At 29.9% G+C, this 16,697-nt stretch carries 14 protein-coding genes; all 14 read right to left on the reverse strand.

What is annotated here, in order from left to right; translation table 11 throughout:
* Nucleotides 1-1,584: a heparinase II/III domain-containing protein gene (locus tag ABW636_RS12410; protein ID WP_367590337.1), complete on the reverse strand. Its 1,584-nt coding sequence runs from the start codon at nucleotides 1,582-1,584 to the stop codon at nucleotides 1-3.
* Nucleotides 1,566-3,683 (reverse strand): bi-domain-containing oxidoreductase, encoded by a 2,118-nt coding sequence (locus ABW636_RS12415; RefSeq protein WP_367590338.1) that lies wholly within the window; start codon nucleotides 3,681-3,683, stop codon nucleotides 1,566-1,568. Before ABW636_RS12415 ends, ABW636_RS12410 begins: the two co-directional genes overlap by 19 nt.
* Nucleotides 3,680-5,011 (reverse strand): O-antigen ligase family protein, encoded by a 1,332-nt coding sequence (locus ABW636_RS12420; RefSeq protein ID WP_367590339.1) that lies wholly within the window; start codon nucleotides 5,009-5,011, stop codon nucleotides 3,680-3,682. The genes ABW636_RS12415 and ABW636_RS12420 overlap by 4 nt, the downstream gene beginning before the upstream one ends.
* On the reverse strand, nucleotides 4,977-6,095 hold the full coding sequence (locus tag ABW636_RS12425) for a pyridoxal phosphate-dependent aminotransferase (protein ID WP_367590341.1): 1,119 nt from the start codon (nucleotides 6,093-6,095) through the stop codon (nucleotides 4,977-4,979). The genes ABW636_RS12420 and ABW636_RS12425 overlap by 35 nt, the downstream gene beginning before the upstream one ends.
* A gap of 5 nt (nucleotides 6,096-6,100) precedes the next feature.
* Nucleotides 6,101-6,703: an HAD family hydrolase gene (locus ABW636_RS12430; protein ID WP_367590343.1), complete on the reverse strand. Its 603-nt coding sequence runs from the start codon at nucleotides 6,701-6,703 to the stop codon at nucleotides 6,101-6,103.
* The gene (locus tag ABW636_RS12435) at nucleotides 6,700-7,992 is read right to left on the reverse strand and encodes a phenylacetate--CoA ligase family protein (RefSeq protein WP_367590344.1); all 1,293 of its coding nucleotides are present in this window, start codon (nucleotides 7,990-7,992) and stop codon (nucleotides 6,700-6,702) included. The genes ABW636_RS12430 and ABW636_RS12435 overlap by 4 nt, the downstream gene beginning before the upstream one ends.
* Before the next feature lie 62 nt (nucleotides 7,993-8,054).
* Nucleotides 8,055-9,185, reverse strand: a complete 1,131-nt coding sequence (locus tag ABW636_RS12440) for a glycosyltransferase family 4 protein (RefSeq protein WP_367590345.1) — start codon at nucleotides 9,183-9,185, stop codon at nucleotides 8,055-8,057.
* Between the two features lie 62 nt (nucleotides 9,186-9,247).
* Nucleotides 9,248-10,309, reverse strand: coding sequence for a glycosyltransferase (locus tag ABW636_RS12445; protein WP_367590346.1), 1,062 nt, complete (start codon nucleotides 10,307-10,309; stop codon nucleotides 9,248-9,250).
* A gap of 50 nt (nucleotides 10,310-10,359) precedes the next feature.
* The gene (locus ABW636_RS12450) at nucleotides 10,360-11,571 is read right to left on the reverse strand and encodes an EpsG family protein (protein WP_367590347.1); all 1,212 of its coding nucleotides are present in this window, start codon (nucleotides 11,569-11,571) and stop codon (nucleotides 10,360-10,362) included.
* A 66-nt stretch (nucleotides 11,572-11,637) separates the two neighbouring features.
* Nucleotides 11,638-12,147: an acyltransferase gene (locus tag ABW636_RS12455; protein WP_367590348.1), complete on the reverse strand. Its 510-nt coding sequence runs from the start codon at nucleotides 12,145-12,147 to the stop codon at nucleotides 11,638-11,640.
* A gap of 2 nt (nucleotides 12,148-12,149) precedes the next feature.
* The gene (locus ABW636_RS12460) at nucleotides 12,150-13,412 is read right to left on the reverse strand and encodes an oligosaccharide flippase family protein (protein ID WP_367590349.1); all 1,263 of its coding nucleotides are present in this window, start codon (nucleotides 13,410-13,412) and stop codon (nucleotides 12,150-12,152) included.
* Between the two features lie 87 nt (nucleotides 13,413-13,499).
* On the reverse strand, nucleotides 13,500-14,717 hold the full coding sequence (wecC, locus tag ABW636_RS12465; protein ID WP_367590350.1) for a UDP-N-acetyl-D-mannosamine dehydrogenase: 1,218 nt from the start codon (nucleotides 14,715-14,717) through the stop codon (nucleotides 13,500-13,502).
* A 2-nt stretch (nucleotides 14,718-14,719) separates the two neighbouring features.
* Nucleotides 14,720-15,844, reverse strand: a complete 1,125-nt coding sequence (wecB, locus tag ABW636_RS12470; protein WP_367590351.1) for a non-hydrolyzing UDP-N-acetylglucosamine 2-epimerase — start codon at nucleotides 15,842-15,844, stop codon at nucleotides 14,720-14,722.
* Nucleotides 15,841-16,680, reverse strand: coding sequence for a dTDP-4-dehydrorhamnose reductase (gene rfbD, locus ABW636_RS12475; protein WP_367590352.1), 840 nt, complete (start codon nucleotides 16,678-16,680; stop codon nucleotides 15,841-15,843). The genes wecB and rfbD overlap by 4 nt, the downstream gene beginning before the upstream one ends.
* Between the last annotated feature and the right edge of the window lie 17 nt (nucleotides 16,681-16,697).

Consider the following 16,697-nt stretch of genomic DNA (forward strand, 5'->3'; position numbering starts at 1 on the left):
TTACACATTTATTGTAGTAATTAAAGCTTTCTTAAAGTAAACCGCAAGCTTTTTTGCACGTTCTCTTTTATTAAATCCAATGGCGTAATTGTAATTTTCCTCCTCAATTTTAAGAATTCCTTTCTCAAAATTTATACCAACATTTTGGTTAGGCAAATATACTGATGTGTTCGAAATTTGAATATCTTTTACATCGGGATGAAAGTGAAAAAAAGCTACTTGTTCTTTTTCTATTACTTTAGAGATTACATCATGAATTGTGATCCTTGCATCCTCAACAGAGAAGCTTCTGGTATGCAGTACTCCTTGTGTTTTATATCCATTATGAGTTGCTTCCAGATGGTTATCACTTTCTTCAAGAGAAATAACTTTAGCCCTTCTTGCCACTCTAAAACCATCCCAAACCTCTGTTTGTTCGATATTACCAATTTTTACTGTATTATGACTTGCCGTTTGTCTTTCTTGCAAGCGAAGTTCATTTTTTTCGTAGGTTGATGTACCTACATCTACAATAATTGGTTGTTGTTTTACATACAACTCAAAGTTAAATGTATCAGAATGTGCATGCCCTGGTTGATAACTAGGTCCTACTTGCCCCACATCTGTAAAAAGTTCGAATGCTTTATTGCTAAACATTCTGTAACCAGAATCGGATAGGATGCTCTTTGGATACTCAATTTTCAAAAAACTTGCATATTCGAATAGTTCCTGAGATGAAAGTGCAATATTATACGCACTATCATTCACCATAGGGATATTACCATTTTGATAGGTTATCTGCTGAAGCCATGATAGCATTTTTTGGGCTTTCTCTTTCATAAAAAGATGCAAATCATCATTTTTCCAACTATTTGATTCTACCAAATTAATGCAATCTAACAATCGATGTAACAAGATCTGATGATACATAGGAGAAAGCTCAAAATGACCTCCGTCATATACTATTTGTTCTTTTAGCTCTCGTTGCAAAATATGCTTTGCCCTTTTATAAATCCGGTCATCTTTAAAATAGTAGGCCCCAAATAATAGTGAATACCCATTTTCTAACAAGTGATTACCCAACAAATGATATTCTAAGTTATGAAGTAATGTTTCGTAATGATTATAGAGCGCTTGATTAATATTACTATCTGTAATAGTGTTTCGTGATAAAAACTTAATCCAATTGATTCCTCTTAATGAAATTGGGTAGGGCTCTTTACCATCTCTTAATACTGCATCATTTAACACATAATTTTCTATCAGTGCCAAACCTTCATCAACACTAATATGCTCTTGATGTAAAAAATCAAAATAATTTAAATTATACGCCCACAGCTTACCATACTTTGGATAGTTCCAATCTATTTTATCCTCAAATTGATGAGTAATATTTAGAAAAGAGAATCTGTTTGTTTTAGAATAGCTATTTTGATACGAAATAGTATCCTCCCATCGCAAAGGGCTTATGTCTTTTGATAAAAGTTTATGATATTCTTTCTTAAAAAACTTATTTCTTATCAAATAGTATACCTGATAATATAACTGTTTAATTTTAAGATGCTTTACTGTTCGTAAAACAAGTGTTAATTTACCACTATCCATTTTCCTTGTTTAAGAGATTCGATTGCTGCAAAAGATGCTTGTGTAGTATTTACAATCTCATCAAAAGGAATAATAGGCTCTCCTCCTTTTTGCTGTTGTTTTATCAACTCTTTAAATTGATTATAATGGCCTTTATCTTGTTTTGAAGAGGTATTTCCTCCTTTAAAACCAAACGTTTTTAATTTTCTCCAGTTATCCATAATCAAAGTACGCTCCTGCGAATATACCTCAACTCTCTCTTTTGAATATGCTTTACTACCGTTTGCAAAGTAATTGATAACAGCATTGGTGCCATTCTCATATTTTAATAGAATACTTGCATTGTCTGTATTTTCTTCTGGATTTGTTCCCATAGCACTCATACATACAGCTTTAACTCTACTTCCCGCAAAATAAGTACATAAATCTATATAATGGCAAGCCTCACCTATAATTCTTCCTCCTCCCACTTCCATATCATGTACCCAAACATCTGCTGGAATAAATCCTGCATTCATAGTAGCAACAATATTCATAGGAGTATTATCATTACCTAAAAGTTTCTTCATTTTTTTTGCCAAAGGAGCAAAACGTCTATTAAACCCAACAGATACGTTTACGTTTTGAACGTTGTATTCTGAAACAATAGCTTCTAGTTCTTCACTTGTTAATGCTAAAGGTTTCTCTACAAAAACACTTTTCTCTGCCTTAATGCATTCTAGTACCATCGCAGCATGCATATTATGCTGTGTGGTGATAAAAACCAGATCTACGTTGTTATCCTTTAGTATTTCTTTGTAATCAGAAGTCGAATTAGCAATCCCATGACGTTTGGCCATAATGGTAGATGACAATCCACCAGAGCTTGCAATATACTTTACATCAGCATTTAGTTTTTTAAGTTTTGGCAGTATAGTAGAACTTGTAAAGTTTCCTGCTCCTACCACTCCTATAACTCCTTTTTTACCTTCAAAAGATTTTTGGGAAATAGCAACGGTTGATGTTATTTCTTGGGTATTATTATATTCAAGGATCGAGGCTATCGATCTCGAATTTTTCATATCTCCATAAATATTTTGGTAATCTTCTAAGGGTATTCTTTCTGTAATCAAAGGTTTTACATCCAGTGTTCCTTTCGAAATCGCATTTAATATCGCCTCAAAATTTCTTTTCTCTGTCCAACGAACATATCCAATCGGGTAATCATTCCCTTTTTGTTCATATTCTTCATCATATCTTCCAGGACCATAAGAACAAGATACTTGAAAAGAAATCTCTTTTTCATAAAAATCGGCTCTACTAATATCTAAACCGATCACTCCTACCAATACCACTCTACCTCTTTTTCTACACATATTGGCAGACTGCGATATAATCTCATTACTCTTATTAGATGCGGTAATAATTACTCCATCTGCACCCACACCATTGGTATAGGATTCTACAAATTTTACCTGATCTGTACCCTCTGCAGGATTAATTGCTATAATCCCTTTTTCTTTTGCTATTCTAACTTTTTCTGGATCAAAATCAAAGCCTATTACATTACATCCATTCGCTAACAACAACTCTGCAGTAACTAAGCCTATTAGTCCCAATCCCACAACTACAATAGTTTCTCCAAAAGTTGGGTTTAACAGTCTTATTCCTTGTAAACCTATTGAACCAATTACAGTAAAAGCTGCCTCTTGATCTGTTACATTATCAGGAATTTTTGCAACCAAGTTTTTTGGGATATTTACATATTCTGCATGGTTGCCATTTGATGCAACTCTATCACCAACCTTAAACTCTGTCACTCCTCTACCCACTGCTACTACTTCTCCTACATTACAATATCCTAAAGGAAGTGGTTGATTCAACTTATTAAAAACGGCATCCATTGTTGGTTTTAAACCGTCTGTTTTTACTTTATCCAAAACCATCTTTACTTTATCTGGTTGCTGACGTGCTTTTTGAATAAAATTTGCTTTACCAAATTCTACCAACATTCGTTCTGTCCCTAACGAAACCAATGTCTTGGTGGTTTTGATAAGTACATGTCCCGATTTTACTCTAGGTACTGGTACTTCTTCTAATATGGTTTCTCCGTTTTTAAGGTCTTGTATGATTTGTTTCATTTAACTATCAAATTATTTTTACTTGATTGCTTATTAATTGTTATATAAGATAGAACTGTAATAAATAATGCCGTAGGTATTATCCCTTCTTGTCTTGCCAAAAAGGATTCTGTTAAGCAATTTAAAAACAAAATAACAAGAACCAATATTGTAAACCTTTCTTTAAATTTAAAACTTTCATAGAATGGAAAAATAAACACGCTGAAAAAAACTAGAAGGCCTAACACTCCAAATCCAACCAACATATATAACACTTGACTATGGGGTCCATAATTCAAATGAGCTATACTGACAAAATCGTTCTCAATATTTTGTTCTTTTAAAATATCTTTAACATCCCCTGTTCCATAACCGAAAAAAGGAGATTTAAAAATTAGCTGTAATGATGATTTATATAACATATATCTGATTTCCGTACTACCAGGATGTAAGTATTTAGCAAAATCCTTTTCTTTTTCATCTCCAGGTGCCATTACATATTGTAACTCTTCAATCATTGGGTCCAGCCGGTTGACAATAACGTTCTTTAAAAGTAATATCATTCCTAAGAAAGTAAAAAAGCTTATTAGCATAAATTTGGCTGATTTTTTAAACTTTACAATCAAAAAGAAAATGGATCCCATAATTAAAATAGCTATACTTGCTTTAGATTGTAAACAAATAAGTCCGGCAGTAAGGATTAATACATTTATAAAACCTAACCATTTTATTTTTTTAAAAAACTTGAAGCAATATTCTTCAAAATATGTGATAATAATCCCAATAGCAATAAGTATGTAGGCAGAAAAATAAGTGCGATGTATATCCACTATCAGCAAATGCTTACTTAAATATTCATAAACAGTACCTGGTCTATCTCCTGCAGCTATTTCACCAAGAATTATATATTCATCTTTTGTAATGCTAACAAAGAAAAAATCAACAAATGAAATTATTATAACTAAAGAACAACTTAAAGCAAATACTGAGAATAGCTTAAAAATTTTTTTTGAGGGTAAACTAAATAACGGTAGTAGTATTGGAAAAATCACAAAAGACAATGCATGCTCTAGTTTCTTGAATGCATTTGGAATGTTATTTGACCACAAAATTCCACACACATATAATAAAAAAAGACTTAATAGTGGTAAGTAGTAAACTTTTCCAAAATTAAAATTCTTCCACCAATTCTTTTTCTTTAAAAAAATCATTCCACTTATAACCAAAAAAACTATTAACGGAGGAAGAAGTTTTCCCCCAATTGGTATAGAAAAAAATAATAAATAGAGAAAAAAAACTGGGCTATTTCTTATCTCAATCTTGTTTATATTCACTACCAACAAATTCATTATTAAAGGTATTAAGTACTTTTAAAACTTTACTCATTTCTATTGATTTACCTACAGTTATTCTTACGAACTTACTTGTTAAATCAATGTGACCATAATCCCGAATAAAAATTTTGTTTTTGTTAAAATAACTAAGAAGTTCTTTTTTCTTTATCGCTTCTTTGAAGGAAAAAAACACAAAGTTTCCAGTACCTTCATATACTGTATCAATCCATTCAAACTTTTGAAGCGCTCTACTAAAGTTTGTCTTAGTATCTAAAACATCATCAACATAACTTTTTGTGTATTCTATATCACTAAGTGCGGCAAGCGCGGCTTCTTGAGCAAATAATGATACATTTTTAGGGTTCCTAATTGAATTTAAAATTTCAATATTATTTTCATGTGAAATAGTATACCCTATTCTAAAACTTGCTAATGCAAATGCTTTAGAAAAAGTTCTAGAAATTAATACATTTTTATATTTTTCTACGTCTTGAGAAAGGGTAATTCCTGAAAATTCATAATACGCCTCATCAACAATAAAAAAGGTATCCGTGTTTTGTTGTATTAAATTTATTAATTCTTCTTTAGGATGTAACGTTCCTGTAGGATTATTCGGATTAACAATGTAAACCACCTTTGGTCGAATTAGCTTTAAATCCTCATTAAACTTTCTATAGTCTAATTCAAAATTAGAATCTAGATAATAGTTTTGGATTTGTGCGCCATTGCTTTCGGCTACGGCCCTAAAATTATCATAAGTTGGTCCAATAATAAGAACTCGATCAGACTCACCTATAAAGCATCTCACAATATATTCATGTAACACATCCGAACTTGCAAAATATTGTACATTTGACACATCTACATTGTTGTACTTACTAATTTTATTCAATAAATCGGTATTATTGGTATCTGGATACCAATTTAACCTTCCATTTGTAATAACATCCTGAAGTCTTTTTTCAACTAATGGAGAAGGCAAAATAGTTGCTTCATTCCAATCCAGTTTTAAAACATCTTTATCTTCTTTATGTTCCCAAGCTTTATGAGAAGTAACTTTATATGGTTTAAGATTATTAATACTTTTATTTCTAAACATGGCTCTTATTTTTTAAAAACTCTATAAAAAGATTCATCGGCAAATTTAAGCATTGCTATATCTCCCTGCGTATCACCAAAAGCGAAAACATACATATTTTCAATATCTGGATAAGCGATACAAACTCTATTAACTTTTTCTTCAAAATTACAATCCTTTTCAAGAATAAAATTTCCAGAATATATTTTATCATTCAATTCTAACACATTGGTAATCATTTTTAAGCCTAAATTATTGCAAAATTCATCTAGCAATATATTCATTGAAGCAGAAACAATAACCACTTCTATTTCTTTTTCTTTAAATTCATGTATTTTATCCATAGCATCTTTTTTAAGTATGCCAGGTAAAATTATTTTTTGAAATTCTACAGCTTTTTTTTTAAAATTATCTGACCCTAAATAATCAATAATTCTTTTTAGTCTTTTTAGTTTTAATTGATTGTAACTTTTAAGATTCAATTTAATTAAAATCAAAAAGTATATATTCTTAACATAATATTCGAACCAAAATGACCCTTTATAAACGAATTTATAAAATTCTTGAGTTGAATCTTTATGCGTAATAGTTCCATCAAAATCAAACAATGCTATTTGTTTTTCTTTCATTTATTACTGCTTATAAAAGTTGGTATTTTTCCTTCATTTTTTGTTACAAATCCTGAGTTAAAATGAACGTGCAAATTTATTGACTTTGGAACCCTTTTTTGAAAATCTTTTAAAATATTTTTCTCTAATTCTGTTAAATTTCCATTTGCCCTTATATTAATTATAATTTCTGTTAACGATTTTTGAACTATTTGCCACTGTTCAATTTCGGTATAATACTCAAACATTGTATAAAAATTAACCGTAGGAATACGATAACCTTCTACTGTATTTATTGCAGAATCATTTCTGCCTAAAACATTATCAATAACCGGAAAATTTCTAACAGAGTTCTTTGAGTGTTCACTTACCTCTGCTAAATCCCCTGTATTATAACGTATCAATGGCATTGCATAATTATGAAGATTTGTACCAATAATTCTTTTTATATTCTTTTCTTCAGATTCATATTCTAGTAATTCTAAATATCCGTAATCTTGATAATTATGTAATCCTATATCTTCTTCAGAACTACCCATCATAACACATATATCTGCTAATCCATAATGATTGTATACCCTACAATTAAACGCAGATTCTATAATTTGCTTATCTTTTGCAGATAGCCTTTCAGAAGCGACCAATATTCCCTTAATTTTTGGTGGTACATAATCATTGTTTCTAATAAAATCGGCTAAAGCCTTAATAGAAGACGGGTATCCTCTTAAGAATCTTACCTTTTCTTTTTTCATCAAGTCCAGGTAATCAGCAGAGTTTTTATCATTGATATGGAAAGGACTGAAATAAATAAAATTCCTTAATTTGTCCTTTTTAACCAACTTTCCATCCTTAGGAACATAGCTTCTTACTATTGCCATTTTATCTCGAAAATTGTATCCTGCCCATTTCCAATGTCTCCATACCACTGCTTGCTCAACTACCCAGGCATTAAAAGATACTTTAACTTTTAAAGGGTTACCCGTTGACCCAGATGTAAACAAGGTTAAATATTTAGTAAGTTTTTTATTATAGAACTGTTCTGGACTTTGTCTAACAATTTTTTTATCCAAAACCGGAACTTTTGCTAAATCTTCTAATTGGTTAAAATCTCTAGTTGGATCAAAATTAATTTGATTAAATAACTCTGTATAATAAGGTACATTTTTATACGACTCTTTTAGCAATTTTTTTAATTTAACAAACTGATATTGGTCTATTTTATCTTTTTTTATATAAGGATTTTTTTCAAACGTATATTTGAACATAAAAATCCCTTTTAGTGTTAGATATAGATCCTGAATTTTATTCATCAATTTTTATTTTATAGTTAGAAAATAAACATACTTTCTATCATTTACTTCCTTCATTAGTTCTATCTACTGTGTATTTGTTCTAAAACCTTTAAATGTCCTGAGTACACTTCATTTTCTTTTGCAAATGTTTTTATTTTCTTTTGTCCCGACAAAATTAAACTTTCTTGCAAATCTTTATTCATTATTAATTCAAATATACGATTAGCAGCTTCTTTTGGGTCTTTTGGCTTAAAATAGAGCGCTGCATCACCGCAAACTTCTTTAGCAAAAGGTAAATTGGTAGTAACAATTGGAACACCTGAAGCCATTGCCTCTAAATAAGTAACACTAAAAGTTTCGAAAAGAGTAGGCAAAAACAAAATATCTGATTCCTGATATAACCTAGGGGCTTCTTCAAAATTAACTTTTCCAAGGTTTTTAATATACCGATCCACCCCAACTCCTTTAGATTTTTGATGAAATTTCTGAGACCACCCTGCATTAAAGTCGGGTGGAATTGTTACCAAAAACTCAAAATCCTTTACCCCTTTATTCTCTAATTCTTTGGCAACTTCGGGTATAATTTCAATATTTTTATGGTTATACGGTGCTGCAAAACAAAATATTCTGGTTTTGTTAGACACTTTCTTGATATCTTCTATTTTGATATCAAAAATTGAAGAATAAACATTGGGCACAACATAAATTTTATCCTTCTTAATGTTAAACCTTTTCGAAATGTCATTTTTTGCCACCTCGGTTTGGGTAATTATGTAGTTTTTTTTGCGGATATAAAATCGCTGTATGAATAATATAAATCGCGTACTATGTTTTTTCAGAAAAGGGTAGGTAGAAAAAGCCAGCTTACTATCGCTAAATAACCATGAATTGGTAAGTCTCAATACTTCTTTAGTCTTAAAAAAGATATAAGAAGGCGCACCAACAGAATATACGATATCTGGTAAGAATTCCTTTTCTATAGATTTAATCAACTTTCTTGATGGTATGCCTTTTATTCTTTTAGCCGGTGATATATTAATAACACAGTATTTTTTTTCTTCAATACTCGAATCTAGTTGCTCAAATAATTCTTTGGAAATGATATAATAAAAATCGTGTTTTTTATTTTTTAATGTATTCTTTATTAAGTTGAGAGCAACCTGGACACCTCCTCCAACAACTAACGTAGAGGCATTTATTAATATTTTCATTTTGTATACCCTTTTCTTTTTTGAATTCTATTATTTCTATTTATTACCTACTGATTTGACCATTAAGATTCAAAACTATTAAACATCATATGCCCAATTTCTTTTATGCTTTGAGCATCTCTAATTCTAACAGATTCTTGCGAAAAGTTATTTCGAAGTTCTTCAGAGTGTATTAATTGAAGGAGTTTGGCTTTGTAATTTTCTACATTATTTTTCTCAATCAAAAACCCATTCATTCCATCTTTTATAATATCTCTTGGCCCTGCATCGCAATCAAAACTTATACAGGCCAAAGGAAATGCCATTGCTTCGCAAAGTGCATTAGGGTATCCCTCTGATATAGAAGAAAATGCAAATATTTTTGACTGTGAAAAATAAGGACTTAAATCCTTTTTAGAACCCAGTAACTTTACTCTACTTTGCAAACCATATTCTTCTATTAGTTTTTCGAGGTTATTTCTTAATGGGCCATCTCCTACTATATGTAGTTCCCAATCATTAAGATTCATTTCATAAAAAATCTTAATCAAATTTGCCTGATCCTTTTCAGGAACCAAGCGTCCAACATTCAAAATAATATTTTTCTGTTCTACCTTAGCTTTAGGAATTACTTTAATAGGATTTGGAATTACCTTAATGTTTTCATGTTTTATCTTATTGTAAACCACTTCTTTTGCTAAAGAAGTCTGAACAAAAATTCCTTCTGCAATTGGGTATAAAACCTTTTCAAACATTTTTAACATAAAAGGCAATTTCTTAAACGGATTACTTCTATTGGCAACATATATTTTCTTTTTGGTACCTAATGTACTAAGAATTACAAACAAATTATATCCTTCACCAAAACTTAAAACCACATCAGGGTTTAAATTTTTGTATTTTCTTCTTAAATAAAAAAGGAGTTTTACCTTATAAAACAACTTTGACAAAACATTCTTTTTATAACCAAAAGAAGGCATTGAGACTGAGTTCAATTTCTCACTTATTTGATAAAACGGTTCGTGATCAACCAAAAAAATCAAATCTACATGTACTCCTTCATGCGCCCAATGATTGGCCAATTCACTCATCACTCTTTCCATTCCACCCGATAAAAAAGTGGGTATTACCAATACAATTTTCATTTTGATTTTCTCTTATGTTAAAATGCTAAATTGAGCTTAATTCTTTACTATTACCAATAAAATATGAGTTCTACTTTTTTTAGAAGAATTCCTATTAAAGTCAAAAAATTTATGCTTATTAAGCTCTCTATAAAATAATCCCGATAAATAATCAGATTAACAATAAAGCTTGGAATTAAACAAATAAAAAATAATTGTATAAAGAGCTTATTGTTTTTATTCTTATATTCGTAAAACAAGAGATAAATAAACATTATTTCAACCAAATATGTTAATCTTAACTGAATATCGGGAGCAACGCTAAAAACGTTTAGCATACACATCATTAAAATAACAATATTCCTATATGCCGATTTTCTATTAAACGTTAATAGTAAATAACAATGTGCAAAAAACATCCAAGATATTCTTATTTTATAAGATACTAAAGCCATAACGGATTTTGCATTTCCTTTTTCGATAATGTCCATCCCTTTTAAATACCCTTTTATTTTATATTCGAACGATTCTGGAAGAGGTAAACCGATTGCTATATAGTATAGATACTTTTTTGTAAAGAAAAGGAATACAAACGACATTAAATAAATCGTTAATATCGATTTCCATTTTATTTTATATACTACTCCAAATAGATAGATTGGGAAGAAAAGCAATGTTCCAAAATGTGTTAACACCGCCAATACAAGAAGTAAAAACCCCTTAAGCTTTCTATCTTCAAATATTCCAAAATAAAAACCATATCCCGCGATAGCAACAGCCAATAAGTTTCTAATTCCTGAATATAAACCTAAAAATTCTATCGAAATAAAAATGCTTATTATTCCTATAAAATAATATACATTTGGTACTTTTAAGTTTTTGTTTAATTTCTCATAAACCTTATAAATCAAATAAAGTGTTATAAAAGTGCACGTAGAAAAAAACAATTGTCCCGAGATACCTAGTTTTGCAAAAAAGTAAACCCCAAAATAAACGACAAAATCTGGTTTTTTTTGATACTTAAGCAGCTCTAATAATTCACCAAATCTAATATCTTTTACATCTCTATAAAATCGATAAAATTGATATAAATCCTTAGTTTCAGAAGGAACCAATTGATATGTAATTAGCGAAGCAAAAATTAAAAGTAAAATGAAGCTAAATCTATTTCTGTTATATACTCCAATAAAAATAGAAGGTAAAGCAATTAATGGGCTAAATAAGAATAAAATACCATTTATAAAACTCTCACTTTTTACTTTTAAATTTTTTATCTGATTCATTTATACTAAATAAAACTTACGATTTTTATTTTTTGTTTTAACAATGAACACACTTAACTATTAACTTCATTTCTTATTTAAAAACATTTTCTTTTCGAGAGGGTTCATATGATTTGTATTCAGAAAATTAGCTTTACTTTTTTCTAAGTACTGTTCTAACGAACAAATATACTTTACAGGGCAACCGGCATATACACTATTTGAATTCAACTCTCCTCTCACTATACTACCAGCACCTATTATAACATTATTTCCTACTTTAGTCTTTGGTAAAATTGTAACGTTAATACCTATAAAAACATTATCCCCAATAACTATGTTTCCAAAACTATCGGCATTTTTATAATTTTCATATAAATTCCTTATTACCCATAAACTACCGTCATGTGTTACGAAATGGACATTGGATGAAGTTGCTACATTATTTCCAATTTCTATTAAATACGGTTCTGATCCAAAATACTTCGTTCTGAAGATGCAATTTTTTCCATATTTTACGCCAACCTTTTTTGCATAAGCGTTAGGAGACATCAATCTATAAATTACGCTATTTACAAGTTTATTAATGATATTCATAATCAAGAAAGGGAAATTTTTTCATAATTAATTATTTTTTTTCTAACTACGAAATGATTAATCAAAGAAACAATAAGTGAACTGGAAGAAAAAACTAAAACAACATAATAAAAGTTTATTCCAAAATTAATACCCAATAAAATAAATCCTATAGTTATTATAAAAGAGCAAATAGTATAAATAAAAGCATACTTTTGAAAAGGGTATACTTTTAATGTTATGGAAGACGGTATTGAAATAAAATACCACATAAAAACCGGAATTAAGTACCTAGTTAAAAATCCGCTTTCTTCCCAATTCTTTCCGAAAACAAAAGTTATTACAATTGGATAACAGAAAAATATAATTATAGAAATAATTATTGATCCTAATATAAGAAATGAAAAAATTTTATCATATAATTTTTTTATACTTCTTAGGTTATTTTTTTCATTTGCAAATCTTGATAATAACACAGGTCTTATAGAAGCTGAAATTAATCCTGCGGGTTGAACGATTAAACTAAAAGCAATAGAGTAAATTGCAACTTTAGATAACGAAAAATATTCATTAAACAATATTACAGGAATTCCCGCCGATAAAGCAAGTATTAGGTTAGACCAACAAAAATACATAGGGTATTCTTTATATGTATTTGCATTGTCCATTATAGTTTGTATATTCTGTCTACTTAAAATAGCTTTTTTAAGATGTTCATCTCTATAAATTAAATATATAATTGTACAAACAGAAGCAATAATAAATCCTATTAAAAGACCGTAAATATTTGTTATATAATATAAACCTATTTGAAAAATCAATAAAACAGTGTTTCTTACAACTTTTGAAAAGCTTAATTCATTAAAAAGATTATTTCTTACCTTAAAATAACCCATCGAAGTTACTAAAACCTGAAAAAAACTAGCAGTTGATATAAAAAAAGCAATCGATTTATATTCTGAAAAAAAATCCAAAGGTATTAGTAATACTACACCTATAAGAAAAGATAAAACTAAAGATATATAAATTACTATTTTTAAGATAGCTGAAGCATCTTCTTTTTTTTTGGGAAGGACAATTGCATTATCATATGCCAATGTAACAAATGTGGTAACAATACCAATTGTTGATGTAAAAAGTGCATAAACTCCAATAACATCTTTACTATATAAGCGTGTAATTATTGGCATTCCAATCAGCATTAGAATTTGAGCTAAAAGAGTTCCCGATGAAATCTTTAGTACATTTTTGAAAAAAAAACTTTTTAAAATTCTATTTTTCGGCATAATATAGCACTTAAATAGTTCTATTCAAATTAAGTATAACAGAACTATAGATACAATTGTATTGTTTTTATAATATTCTATATTAATTTAATTTGCTAGCACTCCGCAAAAATCTAGTATTACTTTTTCTGATGTTATTTTTACTTTCTTAAACTCATCATGAGCAACTAAAAATGCTACAATATCAGCTTTTTCGACAGCTTCATTATAACCCGTAAGCTTAAAAACATTGTGTTCAGAAATATTGGGTTCAACTATATAGTGACGATCATTATTAGCGTCTTGCAATACTTTTTGAGCGATATATTTTGCAGGAGATTCTCTGAGATCATCAATATTAGGCTTAAAAGCCAATCCCATTAGAGCAACACTGGGTTTTCTTCCATTTTTTAGTTCAAATTCGAGCTTAGCGGTTTTAATTTTCTCTGCGCACCAAAAGGACTTGTAGTTATTAATCTCTCTTGCTTTTCCTATAATTTGAGACTCCATAGGATAATCCGCTACTATAAAATAAGGATCTACTGCAATACAATGACCTCCTACTCCACACCCTGGTTGTAGGATGTTTACTCTTGGATGTTTGTTTGCCAAATCAATAAGCTCCCAAACATTAATATCTGCCTTATCACATATTAGCGATAATTCGTTTGCAAATGCGATCTGAACATCTCTAGATGAATTTTCTACCAATTTACACATCTCTGCGGTTCGGGCGTTTGTCTTGTGTAAATCCCCTTTGATAAATTGTGCATAAAAATGTGCAGCTCTGTCCGTAGATTTCTCATCAATACCTCCTATTACTCTATCATTATGAACTAATTCATACATCACATTACCAGGTAATACTCGTTCTGGGCAATAGGCTATACTTAATTTTCCTTTAAGATCTGGTCGTTCTATATAAATTAAATCCATCATCTTTTCTGTAGTTCCTACAGGAGAAGTAGACTCTATTATATATAAGTCATTTTCTTTTAATAAGGGAATAATTTCTTTTGTAGCAGCTTCTACAAAAGAGATATCCGGTTCATTTTTACCCTTAAAAGGAGTAGGAACTACGATTAAGTAAGTATCAGCTTCTACAGGCGTTGTGGCCGCTTTTAAATATCCTTCTTTTACCGATTTTTCTACAGCTTTGTCCAATTCGGGTTCTACAATATGGATTTTACCCATATTTATAACCTCTACAACATTAGGGTTAATATCAACTCCGTGAACATATGTATTATTTTGTGCTATTAAGGCAGCGGTTGGAAGTCCAATATACCCTAAACCGACCATTACTACACTAGGTTTTGTATTCATTTTTAGTTTCTTGAAATATGTTCTACAATTCGTTCACAAGCTTTCCCATCTCCATATGGGTTATGTAGTTTACTCATACTCTCATACGATTTTTCATCTTTTAACAGCTTTTCTGCTTCCAAAACAATTTTGTTTTTATCTGTTCCTACCAAAATCACAGTACCTGCATCTACAGCCTCTGGTCTTTCTGTTGTGTCCCTCATTACCAAAACAGGTTTTCCCAAACTTGGAGCTTCTTCTTGTACTCCACCACTATCTGTAATAATTAAATAAGATTGATTCATTAACCATACAAAAGCAGGATAGGAAAGTGGATGAATTAAATGAATGTTATCAACTTTATCCAATAATTCATACACCGGTTTTTGAACATTAGGATTTAGGTGTACAGGGTAAATAATTTGAATGTCTTTGTTATTTGACGCTATCTCTTTGAGCGCTTCGCAAATACTAATAAAACCTTTACCGTGATTTTCTCTTCTATGTCCTGTTACTAAAATTAATTTTTTATCTTTTTGTAATGTACCCTTTAATCTTTCTATTTCTACATCCTTATATTGTGATGTATCTACTTTATTGACACTAAACTTTAGTGCATCAATCACTGTATTTCCAGTAATAAGAATCGTATTAGGGTTTTTGTTTTCATTAATTAAGTTTTGTTTTGAAGTTTCTGTTGGAGAAAAGTGTATATCCGAGACAACTCCTGTTACACTTCGATTCATTTCTTCAGGAAATGGAGATTTCATATTAAAGGTTCTCAATCCAGCTTCAACATGACAGACTTTTGCTCCAGCATAAAACGCGGCAATACTAGAAGCCATTGTAGTTGTAGTATCCCCATGCACATATACATAATCTGGCTTAAAATTTTCAAGAATCGGTTTTAATCCAGAAATAATATCTGCTGTTAAGGTATATAAGTTTTGATTAGGCTTCATCAGGTTTAAATCAAAATCAGGGGTTATTTCAAAAAAAGACAGCACCTGATCCAGCATTTCTCGATGTTGCGCTGTAATACAAACTCTGGTCTCAAAAGTATCAGGATGCTTTTGAAATTCTTTTACCAAAGGTGCCATTTTTATAGCTTCTGGTCTAGTTCCAAAAACAATAAGATTTTTTTTCATTGAATAATTGCGTATAAATTCTCGAGAGATTTTTTCCAGTCTGGTATAGTTAGGTCAAAAGTTGATTTTACTTTTTCCTTTTCTAAAACACTATATCTCGGTCTTCGTGCAAAAGTAATGTAATTATCGGTTTTTTTAAGCTGTACAGAATCAAGTTTACTGAAAACACGTAAAATTTCCTTAGCAAAATCATACCAGGTAGCTTCTCCGAGGTTACTATAGTTATAAATACCATGTTTTTTGCTCTGGTTTTTTATTAAGTGCATAATAAAATCAACAAGATCATTGGCATTTGTTGGTGTTCCTATTTCAGAGGTTATGATAGACAATTGTTGCTCTGATTCTGACTTTTTTATAATTGTTTTAAAAAAATTATGACCAAACTCTGAGTATAACCATGAAGTTCTAATTATAAAATATTTTTCTAGGACTTCTTCAATATGTTTTTCACCATCTCTTTTCGATTTTCCATATATATTAATTGGATTGGTGAGATCGCATTCTGTATATGGTGTTTGCTTTTCACCATCAAATACATAATCGGTAGAAATATGAATAAGTGTACTGTTATTTTGTTTACAAACTTCTGCCAGATTTTTAACTCCTTCTGCATTAACTAAAAAAGCTTTTTCAGCTTCTTTTTCAGCTTTATCAACATTTGTATATGCGGCACAATTAATTACAAAATCAAAAAATTTTCCTTTAAAAAAATTTCGTACTAGGCTTTCCTGACCTATATTAAGTTCTTTAGAATCAACAAAACAAAAGCTTAAAGAAGGGTATTCTTCTTCAATTTTTTGAATACATTTCCCTAATTGACCATTTGATCCGGTCACTAAAACGTTTGTTAACT

It is taken from the genome of Aquimarina discodermiae, from assembly GCF_040786235.1.
In the GTDB taxonomy this organism is placed as follows: domain Bacteria; phylum Bacteroidota; class Bacteroidia; order Flavobacteriales; family Flavobacteriaceae; genus Aquimarina.